Here is a 22,045-nt window from a genome sequence, read left to right on the forward strand (position 1 = left end):
TTTAATTATATTTGAGAAAACACACAAATTATGTTTGAATTTCTTCAACATCTGGATTCTCTTCACCAAGGATTTTGGTATATCGCCTTAGGAGCCAGTTTATTCTTTTTATTTCAAACTGTTTTTACTTTTATTGGCGGTCATCATGGTGGTGATTTCAGTACAGATTTTGATGGAAATCTTCATCACGATACCCCTTTTCAGTTATTTTCTTTGAGAAATCTAATCAATTTCCTGCTGGGCTTTGGTTGGGGCGGTGTTGCATTTTACGATTCTATAGGAAGTAAAACGCTTTTAATTATCATTTCTATATTGATAGGAATTGGTTTTGTGGTTTTATTTTTCTTTTTAATTATTCAAATATTAAAGCTTACGGAAGATAATACTTTTAAGGCGGAAAATCTGATCGGAAAAGTAGGAGAAGTTTATCTTACCATCCCAGCCAAAATGGGCGGAAAAGGGAAAATTCAGATTTCTTTGAACGGAACAAACCACGAGCTTCAGGCGATGACCGAAGCTGAGGAGAATATTCCGTCCAGTCATTCTGTGAGAGTGATTTATATTTATGATGAAACACTTGTGGTCGCAAAAATTTAAATTATAATAACCTATATATTCTTCATTTATGGCAATACCCGGAACACTTATTCTGATAGTAGTAATTGTATTTGTACTATTCGTCACGTTTTTAGCCCTTATTTCAAGGTACAAAAGATGTCCTTCAGACAAAATATTAGTTATTTATGGTAAAACAGGAGGCAGCTCTGCAAAATGTATTCACGGTGGTGGTGCTTTTGTTTGGCCTGTTATTCAGGATTATGCTTATTTGGATCTGAAACCGATCTCTATTGAAGCTAACCTTACCAATGCGCTATCCAGACAGAATATCCGTGTGGATGTACCTTGTCGATTCACCATCGCGATCTCTACAGAACCGGATTCTATGGGAAATGCAGCTGAAAGATTATTAGGATTGGCTCAGGAGCAGATTCAGGAGCTTTCTAAAGATATCCTTTTCGGACAGCTTCGTTTGGTGATTGCAACGATGACAATTGAAGAAATTAACTCAGACAGAGATAAATTTTTGGATAATATTTCTAAAAATGTTGATACTGAATTAAAGAAAATTGGTTTAAAACTAATCAACGTAAACGTTACAGATATCAGGGACGAATCTGGATATATCGAGGCTTTAGGTAAAGAAGCTGCTGCAAAAGCGATCAATGAAGCGATCATCAGTGTTGCTGAACAAACAAAGATCGGGGAAACCGGAAAAGCAATTGCAGACAGAGAAAAAGACACTCAGATCGCCGAGACGCAAAGAGACAGAGATGTAAAAATTGCGATCACTCAAAAAGATAAAGAGATCAGTATTGCTTCTGCGATGAAAGATGAATCCATCGGTAAAGCGGAAGCGGCAAAAGAAGCCAGAATTGCGACTTCACTAGCCAATTCAATTGCTGTAAAAGGGGAGAACGAGGCTAAAATTACCATCGCCAATTCAGATGCAGAAAGAAGAGAGAAAGAAGCGGAAGCGTTGAGAATTGCGACGGCTGCCGAAAAAGTTCAGGCTGCAAGATCATTGGAAGAATCTTATCTTGCCGAACAAAAAGCGGAAACAGCCAGAGCTGAAAGAGAACGTTCTACGCAGCAGGCGAATATTGTAGTTCATGCAGAAATTGCAAAACAAAAAGCAATCATCGATGCACAGGCGGAAGCAGAAAAAATAAGAGTGCAGGCAAAAGGAGAAGCAGACGCTATCTTCGCTAAGATGGAAGCCGAAGCAAAAGGTCTTTACGAGATTCTGACAAAGCAGGCTGAAGGTTACGACAAAATAATACAAGCAGCAGGAGGTGATACGAACAGTGCATTCCAGTTATTGTTGATTGAAAAACTTCCGGAATTGGTTAAAACTCAGGTTGAAGCAGTTAAAAATATTAAGATCGATAAAATTACAGTTTGGGATAGCGGAAACGGTCAGGATGGCGGAACTTCTACCTCTAATTTTGTTTCAGGAATGATGAAATCTGTACCTCCTTTAAATGATTTGTTTAATATGGCTGGATTGAATTTACCCGATTATCTTAAAGGAAAACCCGAAGAAGTTCAGAAGGAAATCATAACAGTTGTTGAGAAAAAAGAGAAGACAAATTTTGATGATATGACCTCTGGAAATGAGGCTCCGAAAGGGGATGTTCCACAGGCTTAATGATATTTAATTTTGTATGTTTCGGGCGGAAAGCAAAGCTTTCCGCCCGAAACTGTTTTTAGGATTATTTCAAAATAATTTTTACGTCAAACTCTTCAAAGGTTTCAATAATTTCATTAAATTTAGTTTTTAAGAGTTTTTTACTTTTCTCATGATTATTCCAGGTTAGTTCTGAAATTGATTTTACACCAAAATCACCTTTTAAACAATCATATAAAGCATATAAGTTTCGTCCGAAATATCCGCCAATTCCATTAATTTCTTCTCCCAAAAGGCAGAAAAATTCGTCCAAATTATGAAATCCCTTTCCGTCAATTTGGATTTTAATATTCTCTTTGTCAATTTTAGATTTATTGTAATGTAAAGCAAATACTAGCCAGCCTTGTAACTCATCTTTCTTAAAGGCTTTCCATAAATTTTTGTTTGTAATTTCTTTATTAACCATCATTTTATAAGCCTTATGAAAACCTTTTGGATGATGCCATACATAGCTACTTAATGTAACATTGTTATTTTTAGATTTAATAATTCTGATATTACTTAGGAAAGTTCCCGCTATAATCGATTTATTCTCATCAAGTAAATGTATGTGACCTTGATTATCATAAATCTTGGTTGCTCTTTCTATTTCAGATTTTAATTTTGGGATGTTATGAACATTGATCAATCGTAATTTTCTGTATCCAAAATTGGTTTTGTTATTTTCAAGATTTTTAACATCTTCAAAATAGGCAATGAGTTCTGGTTCTTCTAATGTGTCTAGCGAGAATGCAAACATGAATTATCAATTAGTTTTTAATACTTCTATACAGTTTTTAAGATCTTCAAGCCAATCTTCACTAATATCTTCTTTGCCTCTGCAACTATTATAAATATTTTCAAGCTGTGGCAAAAAGAAATCTCCATTTTCTAAATTCATAAGAGTATCAAATATAAGTGAACTAAAGTTTTGGGAATTAAGTTCTTTTAAAATAATGTCTTTTACTCTTTCATCTTTTCTGTTTGCAAGACCCTTTATAGCTTCTTGTCTGGTTTGATTATCTTTAGAAAAAGAATTTTTATAAAGAATATTCCTTATTTCATCATTATCAGTTTTCATTTGGCTTCCTAAACCAAAAGTTGCCCAATCCCGGACTTTTGGACTTTTATCCTGGGCTAGTTTAATCAACATTTTAACTGCTATTTCATTTTTAATTCCCATTAAACAAAAAGTAAGGGAATACCTGATATCTTTTGATTTTGAATTCTGAAATTTTTTTAACGTTCTTATGTGTTTAGTTTTCAAATATTCATTGTTGTGACCAATAGCAAAAAGACTGGTACAAATCAAATTTTCGTCAATTGGTGTTTCAAAAATATAAAACAGTTTTTCAAATAATTTTTTAATGAAAATTTTTCGATTTCGTCCTAATTGACACAAAACATCAATACCTATTTGTTTAAACTTCAAATCATCAGAATCAATTAATTGGAAACACCTCGAAATCATTTCTTCATTCACAAATTGTCTGAGCGGAGTGATTTGATTCCAATAATTAGTTTCCGTCTTTGCTTTATGGGCTTTTTGTATTAAGCTCTCAAAATCTGTTTTCATTTAAAATAATAAAGATTAAAACTAATCAATTTCCCGATAACAAAAAAGCTCCGGAAAACAATTCCGAAGCCTTTTGCAATCAACTAAATAATATATTCTATTTTACAATGACTCTTTTCACCTGACCTTCTGAAGTTTTTATCAAATAAACTCCTGTAGAAAGTTTTGATGTATCTATTGTTAAAACATTTTTCTCTTTTCCGATTAACTTTCCGGACATATTGTACAGTTCATACCCCTGCGATCTGTTGAAGTACAGCGTATTTCCTTTTGCAACAGGATTTGGGAATATGTTGAAGGTAGAATTTTCAGTTTTTATTTCTCCTGTTCCTAACGTTGCAGAATTGGCAACTTCATACATCGACAAAGTTCCACTGATCTCATTGGCGATAATCACATAACCTTTTCCTGTAGTCGTATTTTGAGGAGCAATATAAGTGATTCCTTCCGGGCCATTGTCGCCTCCGTAAGCCGAAGTAGAACGGGAATGTTTGTAATCTGTAAACGTTGGATTATTAGGATCTGTAATATTGTAAACCATCACGCCACCTGTTCTTTCCAAAGTAATGAAAGCGTAAGTTTGACCGTTGATTGTTCCCAACGCTACACCTTCCGGTTCAGGGCCTTTTGCACGGCTTCTGTTTTTTGCACCGTTTGCTTCATTATCAGCATTAAAAATTAATGGATGATTAGCTGCAATATATCTTTCAAATTTATCACCACTATCATAAACGATCTGTTTTGTATCTGCATTGAAAATAGAGAATGAACGTGCTCCCAACGCAGAAATTTCTTCAAATTCGGCATCTCCGTCCGTATTTCCTGTCGCATTTGAAACTCTGAATCTACCTAAATTATGAGACGCTTTTAGAATATCGGCATTTGGGAAAATGGCTGGATCTAAAGTATAAGTATTAGCTCCAACAGTCGTTCTTTCACTGAAGCCGGAAAGATCTTTTTCGTCACCTTCGTTTGCGGTTACGATATAATTGGTACTTCCAATTTTAAAGTTTTGAACGGCATCAGGAGTGTAATAGGTTTTCACCGGCCAGTTGGCGATTAAAACTTCTCCATTATTATCAGAAGCATCAAAACCATTTCCGGGTAGGCTCATATCTTTTTTGCCTAATCCCCAAATACTTGTGATGGTTTTTGTGGCTAAATTAACTTCTGCAACAGCATTATTTTCCTGAAGCGTAACCCAAGCTTTTTGACTGTCAGCACTTACGGTAACATATTCAGGTTCCAGGTCTTGAGAAAGGGTATTGTTGGTTCTTACTTTTCTTAATCCTGTCGCGGTTAAAGCTGAAAGTTGAGAATCAAAAGCATTAAAATTTAGGGTTGAAACATTACTTTGCGTAAGATTTCCAACACCTCCGGAAATATCAATGATACTGATTGTTCCTTCAGGATCTACGGTGTAAGCATCGTTTGGTTCACCTTCGTTGGCTGTAATAACTTTTGTTCCGTCCGGAGTGAAAGTGATCATGTCTGGTAAAGCGCCAACGGTAAGCTGTTTCATGAAGTTTCCATTAATATCAAAGAAAACAACAGAACCGTTAAGTTGCGGATTGGCATTAGGTGAAGAAACTGCAATAATTCCGTTTTTCACGGCGATGCTGGTGATTCCTCCGAAAGAGGCCATGTTCACGGTTTTAGTAACAACCGGAGTAGTAGGATTGCTGAAATCAATAATATCAAAAACATCAGTCAGAGAGCTGATTGTGAATAATTTTTGAGACGTAGGATCATGAACGACAATTTCCGTAGAACTTGTGCTGTTTCCTGAAGGATCAAAACTTCCGATATAATTTAATTGAATCTGATTTGACGGAACCGGAGCCTGTTTATCATTATCAATAATATAAACTGTTGAAGAATTATCTCCTGAAATGGTTGCTCCAACAGGATTTTCAAGGCTTACAACAAAATATTCAGCACTTTGTTCTTCCGATGTATCATCAATAATCGGAATATTTACGGTATAACTTGTTGTTGATGGAGTAATATTAATCGTTTGATTCGTTAAAGTGAAATCACCACTGTCTGCCGTACTGAAAGGCGCAGGTTTTACAACCAAATTCACTGTTGAGGCAGATGGATTGTTAACATTAATCTTAAATGCCAAACTTCCCGCATTTTCATTGACTTTAATGAAATTTTTATCTAAGGAAATAGAGGTTCCGGCTGTTGTGAAAGTAGTAGCCGTAGTTGTAGTAACTGCGTTATCGCTGGTATCTTCTACCATATTTGGTTTTAAAGCCAAATAGTAAGTCTGATTGGGAACTAAAACTGCAGTCGGGATTACTGTGATTTTGTTGTTGCTGAATGTTGTTGTAAAGGGAACTTGTGTGCCCGTAGAACTTCCAAGACGGAAATCTACAAGATTTTGTGCATTAGAATCGTTGATCGCGGAATTGTCTGTTAATCTTACATTTTCATTGAAAGAGATCGTAGGATTTACAGTCGTGGAAGCATTATTTGTGCTGTTTGTCGGAAGATAAACTACCGTGGGTGGAGTGGTGTCTGCACCGCCTGTTGCAGCTGCATCTACCGTGAAGTTATCAAAACGGTTGTTTCCAACAGTTCCTCCTGTACCTGCTGAGAATTCCACTTTTAATTTAAAATTCGGATTATTTGCAACGCCTGAAATTGCAGAAAAGTCGAAAGTAATTAATTGTGGATTGGCATCTTGAGGAGAAACCGTCTGATAAGGCAGGAAAGTTGTTCCGTTTGTGGAATAAGACCAAGTCTGAGTTCCTGCTCCCGAGCCCGATCTTCTGGTCGTGAATTTCACAACCACATTATTATATCCGGTAGTCGGCAGATTGAATTGTAAGTTTCCGTTAATCGGGAAATTATATCTTAAATGAGTTCCGGGAACATCACCATTTCTGGCATTCAGATTTTCTGTATTAAAGTTTTGTCCGGTTCCTCCTGCGAAATCTACGTCTGTCGTTCCGTTCGTTACTGCGGTAAGAGAACCGTTCACCAACGTGGAAGTGGGAGCGGTAATCGCAGCTGCTGAAGCGTTATTGTTGAAATTCCAGTAATGAATAAGTGTCTGCCCGAAAAGTCCGCCCTGAAGAAAGAATGCGGCAATTACAGACCCTTTTAAAAGGTAATTGTTAACCATTTTTACTTAATTAGATTTATGCAAAAATGAACTTTCTAGTCTGTAATGGTTTTAATAGAATCTTAAGAAATGATTAATAATTCGTAATAAAAATTAAATAAAAATTTAAAAAGATTAAGGATGTGATTAATAATGGTGGAAACTAAGTTTGAAGTTTATTTCGCAATTTTTTCGGTATGATCTACCTTTTTTATAGATGATACTTTTTCTAAAGAATGCTTTTGCGTATACAAAAATCCTGAAATTGCCGTAATGATCAGTAGTATGAAAATAACTAAAATGATCCTTTTTATCATTGCTCTCATTTTGCTAAATTTTTAATGTCCTGAATTTCTAATATTGATGTAGAATATCCTTTCTGCACAGCATTGATCATTGCTTTTCCCACTTCGTGCAAGGTTAAAGATTTTGAAGGGAGAAGAATTGGGAAGAGCCATATCACTGGTTTGAAAAACCATTTTACATTTACTTGTCCGTCAACAGGTTTCATAAATCCGGGACGGAAATTGTACACATCTTTGAAACCGAGTTTTTTCAAATCGTTTTCTGTTTTTCCTTTTACTCTTGCCCACATGAGCTTTCCGCTTTCTGTTTTATCGGTGTGAGCCCCTGAAACATAGTTGAAAACCATTTCCTGATTCAGATGTAGAAGAACTTTGGCAAAATGTAAAGTTGTGTCGTATGTAATTTTGGTGTAATCTTCTTCGCTCATCCCAACACTGCTGATTCCGGCGCAGAAAAAACAGGCATCATAACCTTTCAAATTTTCATCGTCTACATCAATTGCAAGAAAATCGGGAACTAAATATTCTTTTAGTTTCGCATGTGTTTTTCCTGATGGTTTTCTGCTTACACTTAGGATCTCAGAAATGTTGGGGTTTTCGAGACATTCCAGTAAAACGCCTTCGCCTACCATTCCTGTAGCACCCGTAAGAATTATTTTGATTGAGCTCATTTTTTAATGTTATAAAGTAATGACGTTTCCTGATTTGTTTTTACTTTAAGGAAATTACAAAAATTAAATAATTATTGAGATTTTTTTTATTGTGGTGGTGGCTTCGAGAGCCTCAGCCACCAATCGAGAGGCTCTAGTTTTTTGGTGAATATTTCTAGTGATGACTGAAATCCTAGCCCCGATCGCAGCATTTGTTTGAGCTCATTTCTTTGGTTTCGGCGGCGGCAAAGCCGCCGCCGAAACCAAAGAAATAGCGAGTGCGGAGAGCGGGAAATGGCTCCTGAAAAATATAAATAATAATAATTCTCGCATACTCAAAAAAAACCGGCCAAAAATGACCGGTTTTACTATTATATTGTAAGCTGACAATTACTTTTTATCATGCAACTGACTGTAAATATTGTGAATAAGTCCATCCGCAACAGAGATTTTCGGAACAAAAATTCTATTGATATCAGACCATGTCATGACATTATTGAAAATCTTTAAAGCGTGTGCCACAACATCGGCTCTGTCTTCTCTGAGGTTGTGTTTTGTCATTCGTTCTTCCACAGAAAGTTCATTAAACTCTTTATACACCTTTTTAAGATGAGAAAGCGTCATGGCTTTTCCGTCTTTCGTTTTGCTCATGGAGAAAACTTTGTTGATATTTCCGCCCGAACCAATGGCAACAATAGGTTTTTTGCTTGAAATATTGTTGTTGATCTCCTCTTTCATCTCTTTCCAGTTCTCAAAAGTAACAAGATTATTCAGCAAACGGATCGTTCCGATGTTGAACGATTTTTCATAGACCATTTTGCCGTTTTCATAGAATGTAAGCTCGGTAGAACCTCCGCCAACGTCAATATAAAGATAAGCAAATTCTTTGTCTAAGCCTTCTGCAACATGGTTTTCATAAATCAGAGTTGCTTCTTCGTCTCCTGAAATGATTTCGATATTAATTCCCGAAGCTTTTTTTACCTGTTTAATGATTTCCTGACCGTTGGTGGCATCACGCATCGCGCTCGTAGCACAAGCTCTGTAATGTTCAACCTTGTAGATTTTCATTAAGTCACTGAAAATTTTCATGGAATCGATCACCATTTTTTCTCTTTCTTCACCGATCTTTCCTAATGTAAAAACATCCATACCCAATCTCAGAGGGATTCTCAGAAGATTAAGCTTAATGAATTCAGGCTTATTGTTGTTAATTTTTACTTCATTAATTAAAAGTCGGGCTGCGTTACTACCAATGTCTATAGCTGCGATCTTCATTTTTTGCTTGTTTTAGCTTTTAAATATTTATAAGTTTCTATCTGAGAACGGCATTCTTCTTTTTCATTGCTGATGTATTCGTTGCTCAATTTTTTGTCTAAAATACGAGCTTTTACGTTATCTCTCAACTGAATGTCCAGAATTTCTTTTAATTCTTTCTTCAGATCTTTATCGGTGATTTTGGCTGCGGCTTCAATTCTGTAGTCAAGGTTTCTGGTCATCCAGTCTGCTGAGGAAATATACATATCTTCCGCGCCTTTATTGTAGAAATACATTACTCTGGCGTGTTCAAGATACTCATCCACAATACTGATAGCTTTTATCTTTTCTTTGAAATCTTTCTGATTCACAGCGCAGTAAATACCTCTTACAATGATTTTTATGACAACACCGGCAATAGAAGCCTCGTATAATTTTGTAATTAAAGCACGGTCACTCACCGAATTGGCTTTAATAATCATTTCTGCTCTTCGTCCTGCTTTGGCTTCTTCAATTTCTTTGTCGATGTGATGAACAATCTTTTCACGCATAAATTGTGGACAGACCAACAAATTTTTACAGGTTTTCAAAACAGGTAAATAATCTTCTTTGTGCTTCTTTAATACATTGAAAATTTTATTAATATCAGCCATTACATGACGGTCTGATGTCATTAATAAATGATCACCGTAGATTTTTGCAGTTTTTTCGTTAAAATTTCCTGTGCTTACGAAACCGTATTGAAGGGTTTTATTTTGCGCTCTTTTCTTAATGATACAGAGCTTGGCGTGAACTTTTTTGTCCGGAATTCCCACTAAAACAGTAATTCCTTCCGGCTCCAGCATTTCTTTCCATTTTAAGTTGGATTCTTCATCAAATCTTGCCTGAAGTTCAAGCATTACCGTAACTTCTTTACCATTTCTTGCGGCATAAATCAAAGCATTGATGATTTTCGAACTGCTTGCCAGACGGTATGCTGTAATTTGAATTGATTTTACATCAGGATCCATTGCTGCCTCGCGCAAAAGATCGATTACCGGACTGTATTTATGATAAGGGAAAGTCAGCAGTACATCTTTTGCAAGAATAACATCTGTCACTCTTTCGCCATGTTCAAAAGCGGGATGTGAAAAAGAAGTTCTTTCTACAGGTTTTGCATACGATTCAAAAACATCAGGAAAGTCCATAAAATGCTTGAAATTATGAATTTTTCCTCCCGGAATGATGCTGTCTTTCTTGGTTAAATTCAGTTTACGGATAAGCAATTCCAACAATGCTTTATCCATATCTTTATCAAAAACGAACCTTGTAGGCTTTCCTTTTCTTCTGTTTTTAATTCCTTTTTCTATTTTTTCTGCGAAATTGGTTCTGATGTCGTTATCAAGATCCATTTCGGCATCTTTTGTCACTTTGAAAGCGTTGGCGGCAAATTCGTCATATCCGAAATAAGAAAAAATATGAGGTAAATTGAATGTAATGACATCTTCCAATAACATTACATTTTTTTCTTCCGGATCTTCTGTCGGAAGCAATACAAATCTTCCCACAAAACGCGACGGAATTTCAATGATCGCATAATTGCTGGAATATTGCCAGTCTTTTTTCCTCATCGCAACGCCCAGATAAAGGCTTTTATCCCTCATATAAGGCATTGGCGTGTTTTCGTGAAGAAGAATTGGGATGACATTCGCTTCCACAACTTCATCGAAATAGTTTCTTACAAACTCTTTCTGTTTTGCTGTTAAGTTTTTAGAATTTTTAATGAAAACCTTTTGGTCAGCCATTTCGGCCTGAATTTTTTTCCAGGTTTTATCGAAATTCTGCTGATGTTTAATAACAATTTCATTGATATTTTGAAGGATCTTGGAAGGTGGCTGATAGAAAGATTCAGCGATTACTTTTTCCTTAAAATCCATAGCACGCTTTAATCCGGCAACCCGCACTCTGAAAAATTCATCTAAATTGTTGGAAAAAATCCCCAAAAAACGGATTCTCAGATGTAAAGGTACATTTTCGTCCATCGCTTCCTGTAAAACTCTCTCGTTGAAGGCAAGCCATGTGATATCTCTCGGATTAAAGTGTAATGACATTCTCTAGTTTATAATTTATCAAAAATAATAATTCGTACGCTTTTCAACTATTTTTCTAGGTTAAACTTTGATTAATTTTTATCATAGTAAAAACGAGTATATAAAAACTTATAATGACAGGCAACTCATTAAATCTATAAAATTTATTAAGTAATAAGTGAAAATATTTCCTACTATTTACTTTTAAACCTCGATCATATCGGGGTTTTATTTTTAATGTGTCAATTTGTCACAAAAATCCGGATGGTACAGATATTGAGAAATAGAGATTGTAATTAATAATTAAAAATTAGAAAAAATATAAATATTATGAGTAAAATAATTGGAATTGACTTAGGAACAACCAACTCTTGCGTTGCTGTAATGGAGGGTAAAGATGCTGTTGTAATTCCTAATGCAGAAGGTAAAAGAACAACACCTTCTATTGTAGCATTTACAGAAGATGGTGAAAGAAAAGTAGGAGATCCTGCAAAAAGACAGGCTGTAACGAATCCAAAAAAGACAGTATATTCTATCAAAAGATTTATTGGAACTCATTTTAAAGATGATGCAAGTGAAATTTCAAGAGTACCTTACGAAGTTGTAAAAGGTCCGAATGACACTGTAAAAGTTAAAATTGACGATAGAGAATATACTCCACAGGAAATTTCTGCAATGACGCTTCAGAAAATGAAGAAAACTGCTGAAGATTATCTTGGACAAGAAGTAACAAGAGCGGTAATTACTGTTCCGGCTTACTTCAACGATGCACAAAGACAGGCTACTAAAGAAGCAGGAGAAATCGCTGGTCTTACCGTAGAAAGAATTATCAACGAACCAACTGCAGCTGCATTGGCTTACGGTATGGATAAGGCTCACAAAGATCAGAAGATTGCTGTTTATGACCTTGGAGGGGGTACTTTCGACGTTTCTATACTGGATCTAGGAGACGGAGTTTTCGAAGTATTATCTACAAATGGTGATACACATTTAGGAGGTGATGACTTTGATGATGTAATTATCAACTGGATGGCAGACGAGTTTAAAGCTGAAGAAGGGGTAGATTTAAAATCTGATGCAATTGCATTACAGAGATTGAAAGAAGCAGCTGAAAAAGCTAAAATCGAATTGTCTTCTTCTCCACAAACTGAAATCAACTTACCATATATCACCGCTACAGCTACAGGTCCTAAACACTTAGTGAAGACTTTAACTAAAGCTAAATTCGAACAATTATCTGCAGACTTAGTAAGAAGATCTATGGAGCCTTGTAAAAAAGCGCTTTCTGATGCAGGTCTTTCTATCTCTGATATCGATGAGGTGATTTTGGTTGGAGGTTCTACAAGAATCCCTATCATTCAGGAAGAAGTTGAAAAATTCTTCGGTAAAAAACCATCTAAAGGAGTAAACCCTGACGAAGTAGTAGCGATTGGTGCTGCAATCCAGGGAGGAGTTCTTACAGGAGACGTAACAGATGTATTGCTTCTTGACGTTACTCCGCTTTCTTTAGGTATCGAAACAATGGGTTCTGTATTCACTAAATTAATTGAATCAAACACAACGATCCCAACTAAAAAATCTGAAGTATTCTCTACAGCTTCTGACAATCAGCCGGCTGTAAGCATCAGAGTAGGACAAGGTGAAAGACCAATGTTCAACGACAATAAAGAGATCGGTAGATTTGACCTTACTGACATTCCACCGGCACAAAGAGGAGTTCCTCAGATTGAAGTAACTTTCGATATTGATGCGAATGGTATCTTGAGCGTTTCTGCTAAAGATAAAGGTACTGGTAAAGAGCAGTCTATCAAAATTCAGGCTTCTTCTGGTCTTTCTGACGAAGAAATCGAAAGAATGAAAAAAGAAGCTCAGGAAAACTCTGCATCTGATGCGAAGAGAAAAGAAGAAGTTGAGATCTTCAACAAGGCTGACGGATTGATCTTCCAAACTGAAAAGCAATTGAAAGAGTTTGGTGATAAATTATCAGCTGACAAAAAAGCAGCAATCGAAACTGCTCATGCAGAATTGAAAACAGCTTTCGAAGCTAAAAACGGAGATGAGGTTAAAGCTAAAACAGAAGCTTTAGATGCAGCGTGGATGGCAGCTTCAGAAGAAATGTATGCAGCAGGACAGCAGGCAGACGGAGCAGGGACTCAAAACCCTGGAGGTAATGCAAACGGTGCAGAAGATGTACAGGATGCAGACTTCGAAGAAGTAAAATAATTATTGATTAGCAATAATAAAAAATAGTTAAAAAACCGCTTTAAACGTTAGTTTAAGGCGGTATTTTTTGTTTTAGATTCTGATAAGTGTTTGAATTTTAGTAGCTTTTTACGTGTATGTTCCAAAATTTTTAATAGATGAAATTTTACAAAAATAAAACAGCTAACGAAAACAAAGACTACAGTAAGACTTCGCAAAGCTGAACATCAGAGTGAGGGGGATCTTTATATTGAAAGCTAAGCATTTTCTCTAATCTATTTTAGAAGAGAATACTTAATGGTTGAAGAAAAAGAGTATATGGTGAATTATATTTATATTTGAGAATGAATATTTACAAAATATTAGATCCTGAATTCAAGAAAGAAATTGAGGGAAGCCGTGATTTAAAATTGTTTTCTGCAGGTACTGTAATTTTAGATATCAATTCCTATATCAATTATATTCCGCTTGTTGTATCAGGAAGCATAAAAGTTATTCGTACAGAAGAAGACGGGCGGGAAATCCTGCTGTATTATCTTACTCCGGGAGAAAGCTGTATCTCATCAATACTTTCCGGGCTTACACAAGACACCTCAAAAGTAAAAGTTGTAGTAGAGGAAGATGCTGAGATTCTGATGATTTCGCTTCAGCAGGCAAAAGACTGGCTGAAAAAATATCCGGAATGGACAGATTTTATATTCGGACTTTATCAGAGAAGATTTGAAGATCTGCTGGAGGTCGTGAATGCCGTTGCCTTTCAGAAAGTTGATACGAGAATTTTACATTTGCTGAATCAGAAGTCACAATTGTACAAATCCAAAGAGCTCAATGTAACCCATCAGCAGTTAGCAGATGAGCTTGGGATTACAAGAGAAGCTGTTAGCCGTGTTCTCAAACAGATTGAAACCGATGGCAAAATACAACTTTTCCGAAATAAAATTACCCTATTGTAACCTTCATCACTGACAGGCTTATTTTCTAAGCATACATTTGCATCATCAACTTAAAAAACAATAAAAATGTTAGATGCAATAAAAAATCTTTTCGGGATGGATAAAACCGATTATGCGGATCTTGTAAAGCAAGGTGCTGTGATTGTAGATGTAAGAAGCAAAAGTGAATATTCAGGCGGACACATTAAGGATTCCCTTAATATTCCTGTGGACCAGCTGGAGAAAAACCTTTCAAAACTAAGTAAAGATAAAAGCATTATCACCTGTTGTGCTTCCGGGATGAGAAGTGCTTCGGCTAAAAATATTCTTCAGAATAATGGGTATAAGAATGTGCACAATGGCGGAGGATGGATGAGTTTAAACAACAAAATCTAAAACGATGGAAGCACATTATTACACCGTAGATGTTGAGTGGAAAAATGACCGTAAAGGCGAAATGTCTTCTCCCGAATTTTCACAAAATATAGAAGTGGCAACACCTCCGCAATTTCCCAAAGGAATGGAAAATATCTGGTCTCCGGAACATTTATTTACAGCAGCCGTAAACAGTTGCCTGATGACCACATTTCTGGCCATAGCAGAAAACTCAAAACTTGAATTTTCAGATTTTCAATGCAGATCCAAAGGAAAGCTAGAACAGGTGGAAGGCAAATTCCTGATGACCGAAGTGATTCTGGAACCCGTTGTTACCGTTAAAAACGAATCCGAAAGAGAAAAGGCAGAAAGAGTTCTTCAGAAATCCGAAGCCAGCTGTTTGATCTCCAATTCAGTGAAATCAAAGATAACGATGATTCCACAAGTGAAAGTGATGTAGTATTTCCATAGTTTATATTATTACCGTCTTTACAGGCGGTTTTTTTTATGAATATCTTAGAAAAAAAAACTTGTGTGATAAAGGTTACTGTGCAATACAGTTCATCCATCTAATTTTGCTTTAAAATTAGAGAAATGAGAAAAATAGCCATACTTATTATATTTCTGACAGCCTGTTCAGAAGCTTTTTCACAGGAGATTATTCCTATTTCAAAAACAGATCTGGAAAATAAGCTTATAGACAATAATCTTCAGGTAAAAATGGCAAAAAAAGAAGCAGAGCTAGCCAAAGCCGAACTTCTCGGAACCAGAGCAATGTATCTTCCGAATGTGAATGTGTCATATACTTTTTCCAACACCAATAATCCATTATATGCATTCGGCTCCAAGCTCAATCAGGAAAGAATAACAATGATGGACTTCAATCCCGATAATCTGAATAACCCTAAAAGCATTTCCAATTTTGCCACAAAAATAGAAGTGCAGCAGCCTATCATCAATATGGATGCGGTGTATCAGAAAAAAGCAGGCGAGGTAAAAGCAGAAGTTCTGAATATCAAAACGGAAAGAACCAAAGAATACGTTCAGTTTGAGCTTAAAAAATCGTATATGATGCTTCAGCTGGCGTATAAAATGCTCGAAACCCTTGAAAATGCAAAGCAAACAACCCTTGCCAACAAAAAAGTTATTGACAATTATTACAAAAACGGAATGATCCAGAAATCTGAAGTTTTATATATGGATGTCCGCATCAGTGAGATAGAAAGCCAGATCCGGACTGCAAAATCCAACATCAGAAACGCTTCCGATTATCTGTATTTTCTTTTGGATGAAAACTCAGACAACAAAATCCTGAAACCATCAGAAAATCTGGAATACACAGAAAGTATCATCGATTCTGATGTAAAACTGAACGACAGCCGAAAAGATTTACAGGCTTATCAAAAATCTCTGGAAGCCTATGACTGGATGATTAAATCTTCAAAAGCAAAATTTCTTCCCAGACTCAACGCATTCGGTAGTTTTGAAATGTATGACAATAAAGTGGCACAGTTCAATGCCAATGGATATTTAGCAGGAATCCAGCTTTCCTGGAATGTCTTTGACGGACTCAAATCAAAAAGCGAACAGGAAAAATACAAAGCAGAACGTTCCAAAGCACAGGCCGAAATCGAGCAGTATTCCAAACAAAGCCAACTGGAACTCAACAAAGCCACCCGACAGATTGAAGATGCCCTATCCAGAGTAAATTTCACCAAACAAGCCTGGGAACAAAGTAAGGAAGCCTACAGGATCCGGAAAAACCGTTACGATCAGGGACTTGAAAAATCTGCAGACCTTCTTTCCGCAGAAACGCTGATGTCTCAAAAAGAACTGGAATATCAGCAGGCAGTTTTTGAATACAGCGTAGCCTGGGAATATCAGCAGTTTTTGAAAAAATAATTTTCAGGAGCTTTTTCCCGCTGTCCACTGTATCTTTTTTGTCATTGCGAACAAAGTGAAGCAATCCCTTGAACTTTCAGTCAGTCGCAATAACAAAAAAGGATGCCGTTCCCATCGGGGCTAATGATCATATTCCGCCATTTGAAAAAAATAATCCAAAGAGTTTATAAGCAGTAATCGCAGGCAAAATCTTTGGAAACCAATAAAAAGAAAAAATTTAATAATGAAAACATACCTTTATTCAACCCTGATTCTCAGCGCACTTCTGATGGGAAGCTGTTCCTCAGACGAAAAAAAATCCGCACAGAATTCCGATGCGTCAATTGCAGTTACAGTAAGCCGGACGACCGTAGGTTCAGAAGGATCATCAGCCACAGCAAGCGGAAAATTGGTGGCCAAAAATTCAGTCAGTGTTTCTACCCGAATGATGGGGTATATCACTTCAATGAAAGCCGAAGTCGGACAAAATGTTCAAGCCGGGCAGCTTCTGGTAAGCATCAATGCTACAGATATTCAGGCAAAAGGAGGTCAGGCTTCTGCCCAAATTTCCCAAGCTCAGGCTAATTATAATATTGCCAAAAAAGATTACGAAAGATTCCAGAATTTGTATAAATCTCAAAGTGCTTCCCAGAAAGAGCTGGATGATATGAGAGCCCGTTACGAAATGGCACAGGCAGGATTGCAGGCGGCACAGCAGATGAAAAACGAAGTCAGTGCACAATATCGTTATACCAACATTACAGCACCTATTTCCGGAACCATTACGGCAAAATTTGCAGAGCAGGGCGATATGGCAAGTCCTGGAATGCCTTTGCTTACCATAGAATCACCATCATCTTTGCAGGCGCAGGTTCTGGTTTCCGAGCAGAATATCACTATGATTTCCAACGGAATGCCGGTTGATGTCACTTTAAAATCGATGAACAGAACCGTTTCAGGAACGGTGTCAGAAATCAGTAAATCTGCTGCAAACACGGGTGGGCAATTTATGGTTAAAATAAATATTCATGATTCTGCAAATTTACTTCCGGGAATGTTTGTCAACGTTCAGTTTCCTTTCAAGACATCAGGAAAAATCAATCAGAATTTTCAGGAAAGTATGATGATTCCTAAAACAGCTTTGGTAGAAAACGGTCAGCTTACGGGCGTTTATGTGGTCAGTTCACAAAATACGGCAGTCTTAAGATGGCTGAAAACGGGTAAAATAATCGGAGATCAGGTTGAAATCCTGTCAGGCTTAAACCCGCAGGAAACCTACATCGTTTCTTCAAAAGGAAAATTGTATAACGGAGTGAAAGTTCAAATTAAATAATGTAATAATATATCAATCTAACAGTGTAACAATGATTTATTAATGGGGTTGATTGTCACATTGATAAATTGTTAAACTGTTACATTTAAAAATATTTTTTATGGAAAAAGGATTCGCAGGACGTATCGCCGAATTTTTCATCAATTCAAAATTAACCATTCTGTTAATGATAGCTTTGATGATTATCGGGGTGTACAGTTCAACACTAATACCAAGAGAAGAAGAGCCACAGATCATCATTCCGATGGCGGATGTAATGGTGGGTTATCCCGGAGCTAATCCAAAAGAGGTGGAAAGCCGTGTCGTAAAACCCTTGGAAAAGATTATTTCCAATATCAAAGGGGTAGAGCACATTCACTCGATGGCAATGAACGGACAGGCTATGATTATCGTTCAGTTTTATGTGGGAGAAGATACAGAACGTTCTTATGTAAAGCTTTACGATGAGCTGATGAAGAACAAAAATATATTTCCGAAAGGCGTGATGGAACCAATGGTGAAAACCCGTTCCATTGATGATGTCCCGATGCTCGGACTGACTTTGTGGAGTGATAATGCCAATTACAATGATTTTCAGCTTCGTCAGATCGGTGAGGAATTGTCTTCCGAAATCAAAAAAATAAAAGACGTTTCTCTTACCAGAACAATCGGAGGCAGAAATCGCCAGCTGCAGGTGATTTTAGACAAAGATAAAATGGCTGAACTGAATGTAGATGCACTTTCTGTAATGCAGATGATTCAGGCCAATAACGGAAGCTCACAATCCGGAAAATTTGATTCAGGTGATTCGGAATACCTTCTGACAACAGGACAATTTCTGAACTCTGCCGAAGATGTGGAAAATCTGGTTATCGGAACTTCACAGAATATGCCTGTGTATCTGAAACAGGTAGCAACGATAAAAGACGGAGCTTCTGATCCTGCCAATTATGTAAGTTTCGGATATGGAAATGCAGTAGAAAGCGGCAAAAAATTCAAATCAGAATATCCTGCGGTTACCGTTTCAGTTTCCAAAGTAAAAGGGGCAGATGCGATGAAAATCTCTGAGCAGATTCTTACGAAAGTGGAAGAACTTAAGAAGAATCTGGTTCCGAATGATGTACACGTAGAAGTGACCAGAAATTACGGGGAAACAGCTTCCCACAAAGTTTCTGAATTATTGATGCACCTTGGCGTTGCAATTTTGGCAGTAACGGTTCTGGTAATGCTGGCAATGGGCTGGAGAGGTGGTCTGGTTGTTTTCTTTTCCGTTCCGCTGACGTTTGCTTTGACCTTATTCAGCTACTATATTTTAGGATATACGCTGAACAGAATTACTCTTTTTGCACTGGTTTTCGTAGTTGGAATTGTGGTGGATGACAGCATCATCATCGCTGAAAATATGCACCGGCACTTCCACATGAAGAAACTGCCGTTCAAACAGGCGGCGATTTATGCCATTAATGAAGTGGGGAATCCTACTATTTTGGCGACATTTACGGTAATTGCAGCGATTCTGCCAATGGCTTTCGTGTCAGGTATGATGGGGCCTTATATGTCTCCAATGCCGATCGGGGCTTCTATTGCGATGCTGCTTTCACTTTTTGTCGCATTAACGGTTACACCATATTTAGGCTATCATTTATTAAAGGTAAAAGATGAGCAACATCATAACGAAGATCAGGGGCTGGAAACAGGCAGGATTTATAAAATCTATAAGAAAATTGAACAGCCTCTTTTGGATTCAAAATCAAAAAGATGGACGATGATGGCGATTACGGTTGTTTTACTGTTGATTTCCGTAGCGGCATTTTTCACCAAATGGGTAGCGGTAAAAATGCTTCCGTTTGATAACAAAAATGAAATTCAGGTGGTGATTGATATGCCGGAAGGAACAACCTTGGAAAGAACTTCAGCCGTTACACAGGATATTGCACAGTACCTTAAAACCGTTCCGGAAGTGGTAAATTATCAGAATTATGTGGGCTCTTCGGCTCCGATTACGTTCAACGGATTGGTTCGTCATTATGATATGCGTGGAAACAGTAATACAGCAGACATTCAGGTAAACCTTCTGCATAAGGAAGATCGTGATGTACAGAGTCACGATATTGCTAAAAAAATGCGTCCTGAGATTCAAAAAATAGCTGCCAGATACGGAGCCAATGTAAAAGTAGTGGAAGTTCCGCCGGGACCGCCTGTTCTTTCAACAATTGTAGCGGAAATTTACGGACCTGATTATGAAGGGCAGGTAAAAGTAGCCAAACAGGTTGAAGATATTCTGAAGGAAACTGATGATGTAGTTGATATTGACTGGATGGTGGAAGCGCCCCAGAAAGAATTCAAGCTCGTTCCGGATAAAGAAAAAGCAATGCTGAACGGAGTTGCACCACAGCAGATTGTAGGCAATATGACCTATTTGATGGGAGAATATCCGATTGGAAACTTGTACGACGAAAAATCCAACGATCCGGTGGACATTGTGATGAAACTGAAAAATGCTGATAAAGCCAATATTCAGGATATTACAGGATTGAAAATCAAAGGACAGATGGGAATGGTGCCGATAAGTGACCTTGTAAAAGTAGAGGAAAAAGAACTGGATAAAACCATTTACAGAAAAGATCAGAAAAGGGTAGTGTACGTCCTTGCCGATATGGCAGGAAAACTGGAAAGTCCGGCGTATGCGATTCTCGGAATGGACAAAAAGCTTCAAAAAATCCAGCTTCCAAACGGATATTCGATGAATGAGCTGTATATGAATCAGCCGGAAGATGAAAGCAATTATACCATAAAATGGGATGGGGAATGGCAGATTACTTTAGAGGTATTTCGTGATCTGGGAACTGCTTTCGCTGTAGTAATCATCATTATTTATATGCTGATTGTCGGTTGGTTTCAGAATTTCAAAACGCCTATTGTGATGATGGTTGCGATTCCGCTGTCGTTGATTGGGATCGTTCTGGGACACTGGTTGTTAGGAGCATTCTTTACGGCAACATCTTTTATCGGGATGATTGCTCTGGCTGGTGTAATGGTAAGGAATTCTGTTCTTTTGATCGACTTTATAGAAATCCGTCTGAAAGAAGGGATTCCTATGAAGCAGGCCATCATTGAAGCGGGAGCGGTAAGAACAACCCCTATTTTACTGACAACAGGAGCAGTAGTAATAGGAGCCGTCATTATCCTCTTTGATCCTATTTTTCAGGGACTGGCCATTTCACTGGTGTTCGGAGCGATTGTTTCAACCTTGCTTACCCTGGTTGTCGTGCCGCTGGTTTATTACGCCACGGAAAAAAAGAAATGGGAGAAAAATGCAGATTCTGAACAATAAATATTGAAATATAACTATTTAATTTAAAAATTATGCAGACAAGAATTGTACACGCCATAGCAGGAACAGTAATTTTAATTAGTTTACTGTTAGGGATTTATGTAAGTGAAAACTGGTTTTGGTTAACAGGTTTTGTGGGAGTCAATATGTGGATTCACGCGCTCACAGACTGGTGTTTGATGTATATGATACTGAATAAATTGGGAGTGAAAAAAGAAAGTACAGTGTGTACTCAATCAGATTAAAATGTAATAAAAATTAAAAAAATGGTTCAAAATATATTTAAAAATTGGAATTTTGTACGGCTGCTTCGTTTGGCAATGGGGATTTTCCTTGTCGTGGAGGCGGTAAAATCAGGGATGTGGATTTTGGTCGCTGTTGGAGCGGTTTTTGTAGCTATGCCATTATTGAATATCGGCTGTTGTTCAGCGGGGAACTGTTCCGTACCGATTCGCCATTCAAAAAATATAAATGATGAGGTAGAATATGAGGAAATTAAATAAAAGTAATGCAAAATGAGTAAATTTCAGGAACTTATCAATCAGGATAAACCTGTTTTGGTCGATTTCTTTGCAGAATGGTGCGGCCCGTGCAAAATGCAGGCTCCCATTCTTCAGGATTTGAAAAAGAATATAGGCGATGCAGCAAGTATCGTTAAAATTGATGTTGATAAAAATAAGGCCGTTGCAGCCCAGTTCGGAATCCGAAGTGTTCCGACTCTGATGATTTTTAAAAACGGAGAAGTAAAATGGAAACAGTCCGGTGTTTTTAAGGCGGATGAACTGGAGAGATTAATTAAACAAAACAGCTAAA

Annotated in this window: 19 protein-coding genes; 12 read left to right on the forward strand and 7 right to left on the reverse strand. The window is 37.2% G+C overall.

Features of this window, described 5'->3' with window-relative positions:
• The first annotated feature begins 30 nt into the window (after nt 1-30).
• Both BT156_RS05860 and BT156_RS05865 read left to right on the forward strand, forming a co-directional pair.
• Nucleotides 31-597: an NfeD family protein gene (locus BT156_RS05860; RefSeq protein ID WP_072408107.1), complete on the forward strand. Its 567-nt coding sequence runs from the start codon at nt 31-33 to the stop codon at nt 595-597.
• Between the two features lie 28 nt (nt 598-625).
• The gene (locus BT156_RS05865; protein ID WP_072408109.1) at nt 626-2,209 is read left to right on the forward strand and encodes a flotillin family protein; all 1,584 of its coding nucleotides are present in this window, start codon (nt 626-628) and stop codon (nt 2,207-2,209) included.
• Between the two features lie 64 nt (nt 2,210-2,273).
• On the opposite strand, the gene BT156_RS05870 is transcribed toward BT156_RS05865, so the two are convergent.
• The 7 genes from BT156_RS05870 to ppk1 all read right to left on the reverse strand — a co-directional run bounded on the left by BT156_RS05870 (nt 2,274) and on the right by ppk1 (nt 11,217).
• On the reverse strand, nt 2,274-2,987 hold the full coding sequence (locus BT156_RS05870; RefSeq protein ID WP_072408111.1) for a barstar family protein: 714 nt from the start codon (nt 2,985-2,987) through the stop codon (nt 2,274-2,276).
• A gap of 6 nt (nt 2,988-2,993) precedes the next feature.
• Nucleotides 2,994-3,803, reverse strand: a complete 810-nt coding sequence (locus BT156_RS05875) for a HEAT repeat domain-containing protein (protein ID WP_072408113.1) — start codon at nt 3,801-3,803, stop codon at nt 2,994-2,996.
• Nucleotides 3,804-3,900: 97 nt separating this feature from the next.
• Nucleotides 3,901-6,939: a choice-of-anchor I family protein gene (locus BT156_RS05880; protein WP_072408115.1), complete on the reverse strand. Its 3,039-nt coding sequence runs from the start codon at nt 6,937-6,939 to the stop codon at nt 3,901-3,903.
• A gap of 155 nt (nt 6,940-7,094) precedes the next feature.
• Nucleotides 7,095-7,235 (reverse strand): hypothetical protein, encoded by a 141-nt coding sequence (locus BT156_RS22025; RefSeq protein ID WP_170857274.1) that lies wholly within the window; start codon nt 7,233-7,235, stop codon nt 7,095-7,097.
• Nucleotides 7,236-7,240: 5 nt separating this feature from the next.
• Entirely contained in the window at nt 7,241-7,894 is a 654-nt protein-coding gene (locus BT156_RS05885) for an NAD-dependent epimerase/dehydratase family protein (protein WP_072408117.1), read from the reverse strand.
• Nucleotides 7,895-8,263: 369 nt separating this feature from the next.
• Nucleotides 8,264-9,148 (reverse strand): Ppx/GppA phosphatase family protein, encoded by an 885-nt coding sequence (locus BT156_RS05890; RefSeq protein ID WP_072408119.1) that lies wholly within the window; start codon nt 9,146-9,148, stop codon nt 8,264-8,266.
• Nucleotides 9,145-11,217 (reverse strand): polyphosphate kinase 1, encoded by a 2,073-nt coding sequence (ppk1, locus tag BT156_RS05895; RefSeq protein ID WP_072408121.1) that lies wholly within the window; start codon nt 11,215-11,217, stop codon nt 9,145-9,147. The genes BT156_RS05890 and ppk1 overlap by 4 nt, the downstream gene beginning before the upstream one ends.
• Before the next feature lie 309 nt (nt 11,218-11,526).
• Between ppk1 and dnaK the strand changes: the two genes are divergently transcribed.
• From dnaK to trxA, 10 genes are all read left to right on the forward strand, one after another.
• Nucleotides 11,527-13,419: a molecular chaperone DnaK gene (gene dnaK / locus BT156_RS05900; protein WP_072408123.1), complete on the forward strand. Its 1,893-nt coding sequence runs from the start codon at nt 11,527-11,529 to the stop codon at nt 13,417-13,419.
• A gap of 323 nt (nt 13,420-13,742) precedes the next feature.
• A complete protein-coding gene (locus tag BT156_RS05905; protein WP_072408125.1) occupies nt 13,743-14,351 on the forward strand; it encodes a Crp/Fnr family transcriptional regulator in 609 nt (202 codons plus the stop codon).
• A 66-nt stretch (nt 14,352-14,417) separates the two neighbouring features.
• Nucleotides 14,418-14,726 (forward strand): rhodanese-like domain-containing protein, encoded by a 309-nt coding sequence (locus tag BT156_RS05910; RefSeq protein ID WP_072408126.1) that lies wholly within the window; start codon nt 14,418-14,420, stop codon nt 14,724-14,726.
• Between the two features lie 4 nt (nt 14,727-14,730).
• A complete protein-coding gene (locus BT156_RS05915; protein ID WP_072408127.1) occupies nt 14,731-15,165 on the forward strand; it encodes an OsmC family protein in 435 nt (144 codons plus the stop codon).
• Nucleotides 15,166-15,299: 134 nt separating this feature from the next.
• Nucleotides 15,300-16,607, forward strand: a complete 1,308-nt coding sequence (locus BT156_RS05920) for a TolC family protein (RefSeq protein ID WP_072408128.1) — start codon at nt 15,300-15,302, stop codon at nt 16,605-16,607.
• A gap of 223 nt (nt 16,608-16,830) precedes the next feature.
• Entirely contained in the window at nt 16,831-17,919 is a 1,089-nt protein-coding gene (locus tag BT156_RS05925) for an efflux RND transporter periplasmic adaptor subunit (RefSeq protein ID WP_072408129.1), read from the forward strand.
• Between the two features lie 100 nt (nt 17,920-18,019).
• Nucleotides 18,020-21,232, forward strand: coding sequence for an efflux RND transporter permease subunit (locus BT156_RS05930; protein ID WP_072408130.1), 3,213 nt, complete (start codon nt 18,020-18,022; stop codon nt 21,230-21,232).
• A 32-nt stretch (nt 21,233-21,264) separates the two neighbouring features.
• Nucleotides 21,265-21,477: a YgaP family membrane protein gene (locus tag BT156_RS05935; RefSeq protein WP_072408131.1), complete on the forward strand. Its 213-nt coding sequence runs from the start codon at nt 21,265-21,267 to the stop codon at nt 21,475-21,477.
• A gap of 21 nt (nt 21,478-21,498) precedes the next feature.
• Nucleotides 21,499-21,735 (forward strand): hypothetical protein, encoded by a 237-nt coding sequence (locus BT156_RS05940; RefSeq protein WP_072408133.1) that lies wholly within the window; start codon nt 21,499-21,501, stop codon nt 21,733-21,735.
• A 12-nt stretch (nt 21,736-21,747) separates the two neighbouring features.
• Complete coding sequence (trxA, locus tag BT156_RS05945) at nt 21,748-22,044, forward strand: thioredoxin (RefSeq protein ID WP_072408135.1); 297 nt, start codon at nt 21,748-21,750, stop codon at nt 22,042-22,044.
• Nucleotide 22,045: the final 1 nt, after the last annotated feature.

It is taken from the genome of Chryseobacterium limigenitum (assembly GCF_900114875.1).
Lineage (GTDB): Bacteria > Bacteroidota > Bacteroidia > Flavobacteriales > Weeksellaceae > Chryseobacterium > Chryseobacterium limigenitum.